This is a genomic window from Mycobacterium shunyiense, assembly GCF_058270075.1.
On record NZ_JBZDPU010000031.1, the window covers coordinates 1 to 13,578 of the forward strand.

Sequence of the window (13,578 nt, forward strand, 5' to 3'; positions counted from 1 at the left end):
TTCTTCCTGCCCGAGCACTCGGGCAACAGAGTCCCATAACGACTGGACCACTACAACGGGCTCACCTCACCGGTATACGTGCAAGCTCCGCCGACGAGCTGGGTCGGTATGCCCTAGACCTGGTGCTGAAATGCGAGACTCGCTTGCTCATCATCGATGATCTGCACTTCTTGCACTGGCAGCAGCACGGCGGTATTGAAATCAACAACCACTTCAAGTACATCGCCAACGACTTTCCCGTCACGCTGCTGTCGATCGGGATCGGTTTAGGTGAGCGCGGAGTGCTTCTGGCTGACGCCTCGTTCGACGAGGTCCTCGCACAAACGCTGCGACGCACCACAATACCGGAGATGCGCATCTTCGACGTCGACACCGAAACCCAGCGGCGACAGTGGCACACATTGTTGGCCACGATCGAGGAACGCTTGGTTCTCGGCAACAAGCACCAGGGAATGCTGGCTGAAGATCTCTCCGACTATCTGTACATCCGCACGGGAGGGTATATCGGCTCGCTAATGGAACTCATTCAACGAGCCTGCGTTCGAGCGATCCGGAAGCATACCGAGACCCTGAATATGACCCTGTTTGAAGAAGTTCGAATCGACAGCGCAGCCGAAAAGGCACGCAAAGAACTCGCTGCGGCGTTCCGAACCCGCAGAAAAACCACCAAGCTGCAACTGCAATGACCCGGACCCTGCCGTTGCGAGTCGAGCCCGAGCCCGGCGAGGCACTGGATTCCTGGTTGGAAGCGCTCGCCGTCAGATTCGACGTCCCGCTCGGAGACATCTGCCGCCGACTTGGCATCCCGTACGAGCACGGTGGCCGTCCGCGCTGGCTCCTATGGCTGTCAGATGACGAGCGACGTCAGGTTGCCAATGCCACCGGGATCGATCCCGAAGGTGTCGTGCGCTGCACCCTGAGCACATACGACCTAAGAGCTGTCGAAATCAACTACGGCGAAGCGCTTTTGAATCCCAAGTTTCCTTTCACCCGCCATGCTGGTTCGCGTTACTGTCCGCTCTGTCTTGCAGAGTCGGGCGGCCGCTGGAGGTTGTGCTGGCGCTTGGGGTGGGCATTCGCCTGCCTGCGCCACCACTGTCTGCTCGTTGACGATTGCCCTCGGTGCGGTCAATCGCAGCGAATGATCCAGTCACGCTGGCTCACAGTGCCTCACCCGAACAGATGCCAACACTCGAATCTCGCTGAACCGTGTAACGCTGACCTGACCGGCGCGCCAGTGATCACCCTGAGAGACGCAGACCAGATTATTCGCACCCAGCGAATGGTCTTCGACATCATCGACACAGATCGCGCCGATTTCGGCGTGTACCGTGGCGACCCATGCCATGCGCGCGACGCTCTACGCGATATCAAGGCGCTTGCTGTCCGCGCCTTCATGTACGCGAATCGGCATGGCCTATCGGCGATTACGCCGCCAACGTTGGTAGGTGAGTACTCGCGGGATGATCCGCCGCCTGGACGGCGTACAAGGTACATGAGCAATAGAGCCAACGTAGCACCCGCCTGCGCAGTTGAAGCTGCCACTGCGATCACCGCAGCGCTTAAAATACTGCGCGCACGCAGCGTCGCCGACGCCGGCGAGCGGGCCGCGTGGATGGTTGAAAGACGACGAGGAAGGCGCTGCTACCCGGCGAATTTGAATACCTGCGCGCAGGAAAGCCCGCTGATCGCGGCGATACTGATCAAGGCAGTCGCTCCCCGTCGAGGGCCATGCACACAACTGCGCTATAAGTTGCCGTTGCCGTTCCCGGTGGCTCCCAGTGAAAGTCACGACCGGCTGCAATGTCTAAGCGAGCATGTGCCAGCGGTATTTTGGCCTGCGTGGGCAGTGCGCCTCACCCCTCCGGTTTCAGGACGTTACATGCTTCCCCTCGCACTATCGTGCGCGGTGCTGCTCGTGGGCACCACGTGCAGTGCTGGCGATGCAGCTCATCTTCTGGGCGACGCGACCAATGGCTCTTCCGCAGGAAAGCAACTCATCGCCCTGCAGCGAGTGCCGCAGTGGAACGATGTTTGCCTTGCACTGGTCAGGGTCGCGGGCTATCTCGCTACCCACCCAGCTCCGATTGACTATGCGCGTAGACGTCGGCTCGACTACCAGGATCTGCTCACTGACGAGCGGTGGGATGAAATATGTCGGGAAACAGGAGAGCTAGCCGGAACCGGTGTACGGCGACAAATCGCCCGCCTCTACCTCTATGAAAAGATCAGCGGACTACCGGCGAGAGCCGCACCGTTCATGGCTGACAGCAAGAACTCAGTAGGCTTCTGGTTACGAGTCTTCAACTTCCCGGCCGAGGCCTCCTCACAGTTTGCTTCGATACTGCTCGACGAAGGACGCCAATTCCTGTCCAGCATCGGTATTGACGAACCTCTCGTGTGGCATCCGCCACTCACCCTTTTGCGCGGCCTGACCCTGCCCGGCGTTGACCCCGAACGTTTTGACTCAGATGGGCTCCGCAGCGCCCTCAATCAGAGCCAACCAGCCCGAATTGGGCCCATTGCGCGCCGCCTCAACACGAGTACCGCGGTGGTTCGCTGCCTGCTCGAGATGGAAATCGACAAGGCCAGCACTACCGCTGCCGAGTACCACATCTCGCCCCACCCTGTCCGCGATCGACTCTGCGCCGAACTAACCCCAGCGATACTCGAGGACCTCTATGTCCGACTGAGGCAACCGTTCAGCACTATCGCGCGAAGCTACGGTGTCCGGGGACCGCTGGTGAGGAAAGTCGCAGAAGCACACGGAATTCCGTTGAGGGGACGTCCCACTCGTACAAGCCAATGGCTCTTCGCAGAATACGCCGTGAAACGGCGCACATGCCACGGCATCGCCGCCGAGGTAGGTGTGAACGAAGCCACTGTGCGCCAATGGATCAGGCGAGCCAGGCCTGATTGGCCGTCTCCGCCGGCGATCACACACCGACGGATTGGGGTGCGGGCTGCACGCGCACTTCTCAGCCCAGACACTCTGACGGATCTGCAACGACGTCAACTGCGCCACTTCGCGCAGGCCGTGAACTATCCCACTATCCAGGCCGCCGCGGACGGGATGGCTATCTGTGAAAACCACTTACGGAGACAGATTCACGCCGTCGAACGCCGGTACGGAGCTCGCCTGATCCAGCGTGCCCGACGCAGCATGGGACAGCGGCCCACACCGGACGGCGTTCGACTCGCTGAAGCCGTACGGGTGATCATCGGCTTGGGATGACTGGGCCTGCGTGCGGCGATTCCAGGCAGGGGCATGGCGAGGTGAATTCTTGGCAACGCCACTCTCATTACGCCAGCACCTAGGGGCTCTGCTCCGCGTCCTTACGAGTCGTCCTCGTTGAGAAGCTCACTGACCGCGACATCGAGCACCTCGGCGATGTCATAGAGCCGTTCGGCGAGAATTCCGCGGCGTCCGTGCTCCATCTGGATCAGCTGGTTGCGGGCAATTCCGGATTCAAGGGCGAGACTCTCTTGGGACAACCCCCGTTCCAGTCGCAATGTCCGAATCCGGTGGCCTATGAGCTTGCGGCGGCGCTGCCATTGCTCGCCCCGACGCGGGTCGTCATCCGGGGCGCGTGTCGGCATCCCACCAGTAGGACGTACGAGTGCACAAAAGTCTGCACCTCTGAAAGTACATACACAAATGTACAGTTAGCAGTACATTCGTGTAATGGGCGCAGATGCTGCGTCACCGAAGAGCTGGCCTACGGATGGTCAGGGGACCCCGCTCATTCCCAATGTGGCCGCCACTAGACGCCCAAAGCGTCAGCCCGACGCCAACCCTCCCGGGACGCTCAGGCCCGAGGTCATATCGCACGGCCGAACCTTGCCGTTGCGGGTCGAACTCCTGCCTGGGGAGGCTCTGGATTCCTGGCTCGAAGCCCTCGCACAACGCCACAGCGTGAACTTCGGCGATGTGCTCCACCGGTGCGGCATCAGATCCGCGGGACCCGGTGGTTGGGTACGCCTCCTCGACCGCGACACCTTCGGGCGTATCGCAGACGTGACCGGCCTCAGCCCCTGCGATATTGATGCGATGGCGCTGCCTCGCAACCCTGGAGCGCGGACGGGCACGAGCACGTGTCTGGCGAGGACTTTGCCGTCCGGGCCCTGGGATTGGCGGGCAAACTCCAGATACTGCCCACACTGCCTCAACGGCAACGGCGGGCGATGGAAACTCGTGTGGCGTCTGAACTGGACGTTCGCATGTCTCGACCACAACTGCCTGCTGGCCGACGCGTGTCCGGAGTGCCACTGTGACCAACGTCGAATTGCGCACTCCATGAGTCACATCCCATATCCCGGTCAGTGTCGCGGTGTGCGCCAACGAGATACGACCGGAGCATTACGTGCGTGCGGTGCGGAACTCGCCTCCGTGCAACCGATCGATCTCTCCGATAAGCCCATATTCATTGACGCCCAGCAACACGTGATGGGGATGCTTCTCGCCGCGGCACCCGCTGCTCCTCAAGATGATCACGGCCCGCTCGCCGCGCTCACCACCTTGAGAGTCCTCGTGAGGTGGGTCGCCAAGACGATTGACTACGCCCAACTGGAACCGCAGACCGCTCTAGCCTCCTGCGAACCCGGACACCTCAATCTCACGGCACCCTACTCTGGCCACACCGCTCGGAATGCAGCGGCTGAAACCGCCGCAAGTATCGCCACGGCGCTAACAATCCTCAACGCGCGCAGCGCAACCGAGGCTGCGCAATCCTGGCGAGAACTCATGATCGCAGCCACCCACGGGCGCATTCACCGACTGACGAAATCCGACCAAAACGCGCTCCTTCCACGCCTACGTTCGGCTCACCGCCGCGCCTACGCTAGTGCCAATGCCCAGCACAAACTCCGTCGGCGCTTCACCACATCAGCAGCCAAGCACCAGCCGCTTCACCCCGGGGCTAGTACGGAGAAGGAGAGCCTGGGCAAGACGAAACAACACTGTGCTCGTTGACGCTCGTGATAGTGATTGTGCTGGTGGTACGTCCAAGCTGGCCATAATGCTTAACGAGTTCTGCACAACCGCATGGTTTGAGCGATCTACGATCAACACGAAGAACAAGCCCGTCATTTCGGCGTTGTTGTGCTGTGGTGTAAGCCACGATTCCCGGCGGTCTGCTGTTGTTGGCGGCGGTGGCGGCGGTGGCGGCGGCGCGGTGATGTGGACACAAGAAGTCCTCATCCTGCCCCGGAAAAACTGGCAACATCGTTTAATCTATATTCAATTCTGGAGTTGTGATTGCGTCGCTGTTGAAGGGTCGTGACGCTCGCCATCCTGGTACGTCAGAAAGGACTGCGATGGGCAACGAGGGCGAGGCTGATGTTTCGGGCGGTCCGTACTTCGATGACATGTGGGTGGGTCGGATCTTCGACAGCGCACCGCCGATGACGCTCACTGGCGGAGCCGCTGCGCTGCACCAGGCAATCCTGGGTGATCGGATGCGGCTTGCCCTGGATGTGCCGCTCGCCGCCGCAGTGACAGGAAGCTCACATGCTCTCGCGCACCCGTCGTTGGTAACCGACGTGGCGATCGGGCAGAGCACGTTGGCGACCCAGCGTGTCAAAGCAAATCTGTTCTACCGCGGCCTTGCGTTTCATCGATTTCCGGCGATCGGCGATTCACTTTTCACGCGTACTGAAGTGGTTGGTTTGAAGCAGAACTCAGTCCGGGAGGGACGTGCTCCGACAGGTCTTGTCGCGTTACGAATGACGACTGCCGATCAGAATGACCGGCTGGTGCTCGACTTTCATCGCTGCGCGATGCTGCCGCTGTCACCCGGGGTGCGCGAGACTGGCCGGCACGACGATCTGTCAACGATCGGCGCAGGAGAGGTGGCCACCGATCCGTCCCGTGACTGGGACGGCGAAGTCTTCCGAGCTCGAGTTCCCGGGCCGCATTTCACCACAGACCTAGAGGGTCGCGCGTTGCGCAGCACGGGCGATGTTGTGACTAGCGCCCCGGAGCTGGCGCGGTTGAGTCTCAATATCGCTGCTACTCACCATGATTGGCGGAGCGGCGGGCGTCGACTGGTCTACGGCGGTCATACCATTGGAATCGCGCTGGCACAGGCGACCCGACTGCTGCCCAATCTTGCCAGTGTCCTGCGGTGGGCATCGTGTGATCACACCGGACCTGTACACGAAGGCGACACGCTGTATAGCGACTTGCACATCGAAGCGGCGACACCACTGCCTGAGGGTCGCGGAGGTACCTTGTCTCTTCGTTCCGTTGTGTTCGCCGCGAGTGATGCGGCGGGGGAAAAAGACCGGCAAGTACTGGATTGGCGCTTCACCGCGTTGATGTTCTGATTCCGCAGGTGTGACGTCAGACGTTGCGGACCTGCGATGCGGCATCATCTGCAAGACGTCGGGTGAGGCCGCGGATGAACGTACTCGCGATTTCATCGGCGATTCGGTCGGCTGAGTCGATGTCAATCGGTGTGAGCCATCGGTGCGAACCAATAGTCATTCCCAGGTATCCCAGTGCCAAGATGTGCGAGTCGCAAGGACGGAAGGATCCATCGGCGACACCGCGGTCCATGATGTCGGCGATGCGTCGATACACGGTGGTTTCCGCAAATCGGATGCTTTCCACTTGCTTGGCAGAGAGCCATTCGGCGATGAACGGACTTTCCTTTGTATACACGGCCATACCGTGCGGATCTCGCGCCACCATCCGCAGGAGGTTCACGGTGCATTCGTGAATGGCCTGTACCGGTCTCACGGTCGGATCGAGCTCAACCGCTGCCATCGTCGCCGACGCTGCTAGTCGGAAGATGTCGTACAGCAGGCTGGCCTTGCTGGGGTAGTAGTGATAGAGCGTCGCTTTGTTGACGTCGGAGGCGGCCGCAATGTCGCTCACCCGCGTGCCTTGGTACCCGCGATGTGCGAAGAGACGGGTCGCGGCACACAGAATGTCCTCGCGGCGCTTAAGACCGGCTGGTGTGACTGACGGATGAGCACAGTCGGCCCAGTCGTCGATACACATCCGCTCACCTTCCATGAAGTGGTGAGATTGTGAGGTCACCGCTCACACACGCTGATTGAGCCGCTTCCCGAGAACCTGGGCGGCGATGGTGTTCTTGAGCACTTGAGTGGTTCCGCCCGCGATGGAGGACACGATGACATCGCGGAAGCATCGCTCCGGCGGGAATCCGGTGACCAGACCGTTTCCGCCGAGGACCTGCATGGCCTTCCAGCAGATGTCGCGGCCCATATCGGCTGCGTGGAGTTTGGCCGTCGAGACATCGAGAGCCTTCGGAAACTTGCCGCGTTCAGCAGTCAGCGCCGCCTTGTACGTCAGGTAGCGCACAGATTCGATCTGCGTCCACATCTCGGCAATCATGTGGTAGACGGCCTGAAACTCATTTATCGGTCGCCCGAATTGTTCGCGTTCGTCGGAGTAGGTCACAGCCTCGTCGAACGCCCCTTGCGCCAGCCCGAGGCACATCGCCGAGATGTACAGGCGCTCCATGTTGAAGGCCTGCATGAGATGGGCGAACGAACCCTCACCCATCAGCAGATTCTCGCGAGGAACGCGGCAATCGTCGAAGAACAGCTCGCCGTGCGGCGAGCCGCGCGAACCCATGTATTCGGGTCCATTTCCGAGCGACAAACCAGGGGTGCCCTTGTCCACCACGACGGCACCGACGCCCCGCATGCCAGGAGTGTTGTTCAAGCGCACGAAGGTGACGTAAACATCGTAATCCGGTGCACCGGTGATGAATCGCTTCGATCCGTTGATGCAGATCACGTCCCCGTCGAGGCTCGCGGAGGTCTCGATGTCGGTGACAGCCGAACCGTACTTGGGCTCGGAGAGAGCGATGGCGGCGGTGCGCTGCCCTGAGGCAATCTTGGGTAGATATCTGGCGTGTGCCGTGCTGTTGTCACTCATCATGATGACCGACGGGCCGGTACATGTCGTGGCGAACAGAATGTCGCCTGCCATCCACGACTTCATCGAACGGCAGGCCTGCTCGACGGCGAGTGCGAACTCAATGGCATCGTAACCGCGCCCCCCGAATTCCTTTGGGATGGTTAGGCCGGACAAACCGAGATCGACAGTGTCCCGGATCATCTCATTTACTGGGGCGGTGTCTTTACGGTCGATCTCTGTGGCGTGAGGTGCCCACTTCTCACCGAACATCCGTGCCGATTCAACGATCCCCTCCTGCCGGGGGGTGAGAGTGAATGCAGTTGAGTCCAAGGTGCAACCTCCATGTAGGGATCAGTCGAGAAGGGCCTGTTGGTGGCGTTCAGTCGGTAAGAGCTTGGATCGACTCCAGATCGGTCGCATGCGCAGCGATACGTACGATCGAGTTCAGCGTGTAGTCCCGCGGCTGGAGTTCAGGTTCGAAGCGGCTTCCGCCGTAGGTGAAGAGTGCGAAGGCCAACGCGTGCATTGACTGTTGGCGGTAGGCAAGCCACGCTTGGTCGAACGATGGCACGTCGGTCACTCCGGTGGCGCTAAGGCATTCCAGATAGAGCCGCACCAGATCTTCCTGCCACTCGCGGCGATTCTGTGTGGGCAGGGTTGCGCCGAGGGCATACGAGAAGTCCAGTGCCCAGTGGCCTTTCGCGACGCACTGCCAGTCGTACAGGCCCATGCGCCCGTTCTCATCCCGCAGCCAGTTCCCGAGGTGTAGATCTTGATGTAGGAGCGTTGAAGGGCCGTAGCGGTGCAGGAACAGCGACCGCATGAACGCGGGATACAACTTGTCCCGCTCGCTATAGAGCCGGGTGTCGACAGCACCTTCTGCCCGTCGCAAGCCCGTCAGTGTTCGTTTTTCGAAACCAACCTTGCGGTTCAGATTCTGCTGCCAGTCATAGGCGGGACGTAGCGGTGCCAGGTCGGTGGCGAATCGCGGGCTGTCCCACAGAGCACCGTGATAAACGGCTAGCTGCGCAACCATGTCTTCGGCGTCGTTGCGCTGCACAGCGTTGGCCATAGGATCGGGAAACGACCAGCCACGGTCGGTCAGGTCCTCCAGGATCACCAAAGAGCGATGACGTGTGACGTCGTAGCCTGAGTAGTAGGCACGAGGGCTACGCAGCGCGAGGTCTTGACGGACGTTGTTGTAGAAGACCGATTCGCCCTCGGCGATGCCGGTCACCCCGAGCAGGATGCGTGAACCGATCGTGGCCGTTGACTTCGTGAACAGCTTTGTCGGCAGGCGAGCTGCCATGCCGGCGTCGTTGTAGTACACCACGAGGGCCCGTCGTGCACTCGTGCCGTTGTCCCCGCTAGACACCGTGATGCCGACGACCCGTGCACCGCGAACTTGCGAGCACAACACCGCTGTCAACCACTCCGGGGTGATGGCTTCAGCTGACGAGGGCACTGTCGAGGGATCAAGGAGACGGGGTCGTGGCAGCAGTCTTTCCCTGACGACGGACGCAGCAATGCGCCCAGCTGTGGCGATCGTCGCCACTGTGTCGTTCGTCGTCATATCGGTGTCACCTCTGCCCGGGTCGATGTCGTCATCTGCGAGGGAGCTGTGCGCAGGTCTGACATGAGTATTTAATGAATATTCAAATATTGCTGGAGTGTCCGACCGCCTGCGGAAGCTTCGCCTGGGAGTGCGGCGAACCGGGGCGGGCTGGCGTGTATCCGCCCAGATGCTGCGCCCCATTTGGCATGCGGTTCAGGCAGTTCTCACAACAAGCGACTGCCCGAGTTGCTCGACCAAGAGTCCGACGTCCCAATAATCACGGTGACTCGTCAGTTTTCCGTTCTGATCGAACCGGCAGGCGGCGATGCCGGTGACCGAGAACTCGCGACCCGACGCATCGACCTGATCGCCGCTGGGCAGGCGAAGCGGGCCGTTGATTGAACCGCTCCAGGTCCACTCGTAGTACGCCCGGTCGTCCTGTACTGCCGGCTGGCTGAACTCGATCAATGAATCGGGGGAGAACTTCAACATCCAGCGGTGAAAGCGCTGAATTCCCTGGCGTCCAACGTAGGTGCCCCCCATAGCCACATCGGTGTAGGCGCCTTCGCTGGCAAAGAACATGCAAAGCAGTTCGGGATCTTCGCTCCAAGCGCGGCCGTATGCGTCGGCGAAGCCTTCGTCGGCGGGATGGGGGGTACTCGTAGTCATCCCAAAAATTTATCATGTATTCAAAAATTTGCGGGAGAGATGAGTGATCTCGGTAGCAGCGTGGTCGCCAGCGGCGTCAAAGCGTCCGTCCGGCTCGGTCCGGCGTGGGCGCAAAATTCTAATTAGTGCTGGTAAGCAGTTGGTCGGATGCGGCCGATGGCTCAAATCTCTGACGGCAACGTCAAACGATGAGCGGCCTGCACAGATGGTCGGATCGGGGGGCGGGGGCGGATCCCACCCTTGCTCAAACTTGACGTTTTTAGTTTAATTTTGATTCGATCCGTGAGCCGCATCACTCGGAAACATCGATGTGACCCGCGGACGTGCGGTGGGGGAGATGCGCACCGTGACCGTTTACAGCGAACTGGAGCCAGGGGGACGTGGCCGCTCGTGATTGCCGTACCGACAGGAAACTGTGAGGAGCTTGGTGTTCAAGACCAGTAATGCCGCGAAGCCTGTGCGGGCCATCGGTGGATTCTTCGCCATGTCACTCGACACTGCGGTCGCGACTTTTCATCCGCCGTTTCCCTGGCGCGAATTCGTCCTTCAGTCGTGGTTCGTGGCACGGGTGTCGCTGTTGCCGACGCTGATGTTGTCGATTCCGTTCACAGTCCTGACAGTGTTCACGTTCAACGTGCTCTTGGCGGAGTTCGGTGCCGCAGACTTCTCGGGTACCGGTGCAGCGCTGGGAGCGGTAACCCAGATCGGCCCGATCGTTACCGTTCTCGTCGTCGCGGGCGCCGGCGCTACGGCGATGTGCGCAGACCTTGGAGCGCGCACCATCCGTGAAGAATTGGACGCTCAGCGTGTGATGGGGATCGACCCGATCCGGGCGCTGGTCGTCCCACGCGTCTTGGCGGCAACAGTGGTGGCATTACTGTTGTCGTCACTGGTGATTCTTGTCGGCCTTGCAGGCGGATTCGCGTTCTCGGTGTTCTTCCAGCACGTCACACCCGGGGCGTTCATTGCCGGGCTCACCCTCATCACGGGTGCTGGTGACGTCGTCGTCTCACTCATCAAAGCCACCCTGTTCGGGATGACCGCCGGCCTGATCGCCTGCTACATGGGAACAACCGTCGGCGGCGGCCCCGCAGGTGTCGGCAATGCGGTGAACGAGACCGTGGTCTTCTCGTTCCTCGCGCTCTTCGTCATCAACATCTTCATGACCGCCGTAGGAATCAAGGTGAACCTGTGAGCTTCAAAGCCACTGTAGAACAGCGGTTTCCACGTACATTGCAACGATCACGCAAGTGGCATGCGGGCTGGACGAGAGTTGGTGAACAGACCCAGTTTTACGGTCGCACCCTCGGCTCGACGGTGGACGTGTTCGCACACTATAAGACCGAACTTGTCAGACTGATCGCGCAGATGAGCCTGGGAACCGGTGCCCTCGCCGTCATCGGCGGCACCGTCGTCATCGTGGGTTTCCTCACCATTTCGACCGGAGCGCTGGTTGCCGTACAGGGCTACAACCAGTTCGCGCAGGTCGGCGTCGAGGCGTTGACCGGCTTCGCATCCGCGTACTTCAACGTGCGACTGATCGCGCCGCTGACCGCAGCCATCGCCATGGCCGCCACCATCGGTGCCGGCTCCACTGCGCAACTCGGCGCCATGCGCATCAACGAGGAGATCGACGCACTAGAGGTGATGGGCGTTCGTTCATTGGCCTACCTGGCAACTACGCGGGTTCTGGCCGGCGTCGTCGTGGTGGTCCCCCTCTACTGCGTGGCAGTAATAATGTCGTTCCTTGCCGCGCGCTTCGGCACGACGGTCATCTACGGCCAGTCCACTGGCGTTTACGACCACTACTTTCGGACATTCCTCATCCCCACAGACCTGATCTGGTCGTTCGTCCAGGCAGTGGTCACCGCGGTGGTAATCATGCTCGTACATACGTATTACGGGTTCACTGCCTCAGGAGGCCCCGCCGGCGTCGGAGAGGCCGTGGGCCGGGCCACCCGGACATCACTTGTCGTCGCCGTCTTCGTCACCCTGTTGGTAACTCTGTCCATTTACGGACAGTCCGGCAATTTCAACCTGGCGGGCTGAGGTATGGCGCGTCGAGCAGGCGAAGCACGCGTCCACGCCGACTGGTGGACTGCGATTCTGATCGCTTTTACTGTCGGGTGCGTTGCCCTAACGTGGGCGCTTTTCAATGGATCCTTCCGGCGGTTCGTCCCCGTCACCCTCAACTCTGACCGGGCCGGCCTGGTGATGGAGGTTGGTGCGAAAGTCAAGATGCGCGGCGTCCCGGTCGGACGTGTCGGATCAATAACCGGGGGACGTGACCCGGTGAGCCTTCAGCTCGAACTGGACCCGGAAAAAGTCCGATACCTGCCTTCCAATGTGGAGGCTCGTATCGCCTCGACATCGGTGTTCGGAGCCAAGTACGTCGATTTGATCTTCCCTGAACAACCCTCTGACAAGGTGTTGGCGGCGGGAGCGGTGCTGCAGTCACAGAATGTCAGCACCGAGGTGAACACCGTCTTCCAGGATCTCGTCGGCGTTATTAAGAAGGTCGATCCGGCAAAACTGAACTCTGTACTTTCGGCCGTCGCCGAAGGGGTGCGCGGTCAGGGCCCTCGTATGGGCGAGGCGACGACGTCGGCCAACGAGGTTCTCACCGCACTGAACGCCCGGACCGAGGCCATCGGCCAAGACTGGCGCGCGTTCAAGAGCTTCAACGACACCTACGCCGCCGCTGCTCCTGACATCATCCGCATCCTAGAGGGAGCCAGCGCTACCAGCGCCACGGTGACCTCGAATTCACGCGAGTTGGATTCCTTGCTGGTCAACGTCATTGGATTCTCACAAAGCGGAATCCAACTCCTCGGACCCAACAAGGACAATCTGGTCAACGCGATCAACACCGCTCGACCAACAACTGGTTTGCTCAACAAATACAACCCCGAGCTGACGTGCCTGTTCTTGGGCGGAAAGAACGTCATCGACTTCGGTCACGGCGACTACACGGGTGGCGGCAACGGCAAGTCGCTCATCGTCGACGCGGCGCTGTTACTCGGCGACGATCCCTACCGATACCCCGATAATCTGCCGATCAACGGCGCCAAAGGCGGTCCGGGAGGAAAGCCGGGGTGCGGTTCGCTACCGGACGTGTCGAAGAACTGGCCGGTGCGCACGCTGGTCACCGACACCGGGTTCGGCACTGGGCTAGACAACCGGCCCAACCCCGGCATCGGATTTCCCGGCTGGGCCAACTTCTTCCCGGTCACCAGGGCCGTGCCGGAGCCGCCGAGCATCCGCTACCCCGGTGGCCCCGCACCGGGTCCCACGCCGCCGTGGGAACCGCCCTACGGCGCTCCGCAATACGGGCCCGCTGGCACTCCGTTGTTCCCGGGTGTGCCGCCCGCCCCGGCGGTGCCGGATGCCGCTCAGGCGCCCGTCCCGCCCGGAATCGGCGGACTGCCGTCCGATCCAACCTCACCACCGCAGGGATGAC

The 13,578-nt window shown here is 61.0% G+C and carries 12 protein-coding genes and 1 pseudogene; 8 read left to right on the forward strand and 5 right to left on the reverse strand.

Annotation, left to right across the window (positions count from 1 at the left end):
• Nucleotides 1–686: pseudogene (locus AC4ELH_RS28090) on the forward strand (ATP-binding protein); the annotation flags it as partial.
• The gene (locus tag AC4ELH_RS28095; RefSeq protein WP_498887998.1) at nucleotides 683–3,235 is read left to right on the forward strand and encodes a TniQ family protein; all 2,553 of its coding nucleotides are present in this window, start codon (nucleotides 683–685) and stop codon (nucleotides 3,233–3,235) included. The pseudogene AC4ELH_RS28090 and the gene AC4ELH_RS28095, both read left to right, overlap by 4 nt.
• 101 nt (nucleotides 3,236–3,336) lie before the next feature.
• On the opposite strand, the gene AC4ELH_RS28100 is transcribed toward AC4ELH_RS28095, so the two are convergent.
• A complete protein-coding gene (locus AC4ELH_RS28100) occupies nucleotides 3,337–3,600 on the reverse strand; it encodes a helix-turn-helix domain-containing protein (protein ID WP_498888000.1) in 264 nt (87 codons plus the stop codon).
• 85 nt (nucleotides 3,601–3,685) lie between these two features.
• On the opposite strand from AC4ELH_RS28100, the gene AC4ELH_RS28105 reads away from it, so the two are divergent.
• The 3 genes from AC4ELH_RS28105 to AC4ELH_RS28115 are packed head-to-tail and all read left to right on the forward strand — an operon-like array spanning nucleotide 3,686 to nucleotide 6,327.
• Nucleotides 3,686–4,972 carry a TniQ family protein gene (locus tag AC4ELH_RS28105; RefSeq protein ID WP_498888002.1) on the forward strand — a complete coding sequence of 429 codons (1,287 nt, stop codon included), beginning with the start codon at nucleotides 3,686–3,688 and terminating at the stop codon, nucleotides 4,970–4,972.
• A gap of 46 nt (nucleotides 4,973–5,018) precedes the next feature.
• Nucleotides 5,019–5,282, forward strand: coding sequence for a hypothetical protein (locus AC4ELH_RS28110; RefSeq protein WP_498888004.1), 264 nt, complete (start codon nucleotides 5,019–5,021; stop codon nucleotides 5,280–5,282).
• A gap of 34 nt (nucleotides 5,283–5,316) precedes the next feature.
• Nucleotides 5,317–6,327 carry a MaoC family dehydratase gene (locus AC4ELH_RS28115; RefSeq protein WP_498888006.1) on the forward strand — a complete coding sequence of 337 codons (1,011 nt, stop codon included), beginning with the start codon at nucleotides 5,317–5,319 and terminating at the stop codon, nucleotides 6,325–6,327.
• A 16-nt stretch (nucleotides 6,328–6,343) separates the two neighbouring features.
• Here AC4ELH_RS28115 and AC4ELH_RS28120 read toward each other — a convergent pair whose 3' ends face one another.
• From AC4ELH_RS28120 to AC4ELH_RS28135, 4 genes are all read right to left on the reverse strand, one after another.
• Nucleotides 6,344–7,006, reverse strand: a complete 663-nt coding sequence (locus AC4ELH_RS28120) for a TetR/AcrR family transcriptional regulator (RefSeq protein WP_498888007.1) — start codon at nucleotides 7,004–7,006, stop codon at nucleotides 6,344–6,346.
• A 42-nt stretch (nucleotides 7,007–7,048) separates the two neighbouring features.
• Nucleotides 7,049–8,224 (reverse strand): acyl-CoA dehydrogenase family protein, encoded by a 1,176-nt coding sequence (locus AC4ELH_RS28125; protein ID WP_498888009.1) that lies wholly within the window; start codon nucleotides 8,222–8,224, stop codon nucleotides 7,049–7,051.
• Nucleotides 8,225–8,273: 49 nt separating this feature from the next.
• Nucleotides 8,274–9,467 carry an aminoglycoside phosphotransferase family protein gene (locus AC4ELH_RS28130; RefSeq protein ID WP_498888011.1) on the reverse strand — a complete coding sequence of 398 codons (1,194 nt, stop codon included), beginning with the start codon at nucleotides 9,465–9,467 and terminating at the stop codon, nucleotides 8,274–8,276.
• A 195-nt stretch (nucleotides 9,468–9,662) separates the two neighbouring features.
• Complete coding sequence (locus tag AC4ELH_RS28135; protein WP_498888013.1) at nucleotides 9,663–10,118, reverse strand: nuclear transport factor 2 family protein; 456 nt, start codon at nucleotides 10,116–10,118, stop codon at nucleotides 9,663–9,665.
• A 484-nt stretch (nucleotides 10,119–10,602) separates the two neighbouring features.
• Here AC4ELH_RS28135 and AC4ELH_RS28140 point away from each other — a divergent pair, with 484 nt between their 5' ends.
• From AC4ELH_RS28140 to AC4ELH_RS28150, 3 genes are read left to right on the forward strand one after another with little or no spacing between them, the layout of a single operon-like run.
• Entirely contained in the window at nucleotides 10,603–11,313 is a 711-nt protein-coding gene (locus AC4ELH_RS28140) for an MlaE family ABC transporter permease (protein ID WP_197514713.1), read from the forward strand.
• Between the two features lie 38 nt (nucleotides 11,314–11,351).
• Nucleotides 11,352–12,167 (forward strand): ABC transporter permease, encoded by an 816-nt coding sequence (locus AC4ELH_RS28145; RefSeq protein WP_498888167.1) that lies wholly within the window; start codon nucleotides 11,352–11,354, stop codon nucleotides 12,165–12,167.
• A 3-nt stretch (nucleotides 12,168–12,170) separates the two neighbouring features.
• On the forward strand, nucleotides 12,171–13,577 hold the full coding sequence (locus tag AC4ELH_RS28150; RefSeq protein WP_498888015.1) for an MCE family protein: 1,407 nt from the start codon (nucleotides 12,171–12,173) through the stop codon (nucleotides 13,575–13,577).
• Nucleotide 13,578: the final 1 nt, after the last annotated feature.

Bases quoted from the DNA above. Each gene is read 5' to 3' on its own strand.
- AC4ELH_RS28130 (WP_498888011.1), bottom strand. From the start codon at position 9,467: ATGACGACGAACGACACAGTGGCGACGATCGCCACAGCTGGGCGCATT.
- AC4ELH_RS28150 (WP_498888015.1), top strand. From the start codon at position 12,171: ATGGCGCGTCGAGCAGGCGAAGCACGCGTCCACGCCGACTGGTGGACT.
- AC4ELH_RS28100 (WP_498888000.1), bottom strand. From the start codon at position 3,600: ATGCCGACACGCGCCCCGGATGACGACCCGCGTCGGGGCGAGCAATGG.
- AC4ELH_RS28095 (WP_498887998.1), top strand. From the start codon at position 683: ATGACCCGGACCCTGCCGTTGCGAGTCGAGCCCGAGCCCGGCGAGGCA.
- AC4ELH_RS28140 (WP_197514713.1), top strand. From the start codon at position 10,603: ATGTCACTCGACACTGCGGTCGCGACTTTTCATCCGCCGTTTCCCTGG.
- AC4ELH_RS28115 (WP_498888006.1), top strand. From the start codon at position 5,317: ATGGGCAACGAGGGCGAGGCTGATGTTTCGGGCGGTCCGTACTTCGAT.
- AC4ELH_RS28110 (WP_498888004.1), top strand. From the start codon at position 5,019: ATGCTTAACGAGTTCTGCACAACCGCATGGTTTGAGCGATCTACGATC.
- AC4ELH_RS28105 (WP_498888002.1), top strand. From the start codon at position 3,686: ATGGGCGCAGATGCTGCGTCACCGAAGAGCTGGCCTACGGATGGTCAG.
- AC4ELH_RS28120 (WP_498888007.1), bottom strand. From the start codon at position 7,006: ATGTGTATCGACGACTGGGCCGACTGTGCTCATCCGTCAGTCACACCA.
- AC4ELH_RS28135 (WP_498888013.1), bottom strand. From the start codon at position 10,118: ATGACTACGAGTACCCCCCATCCCGCCGACGAAGGCTTCGCCGACGCA.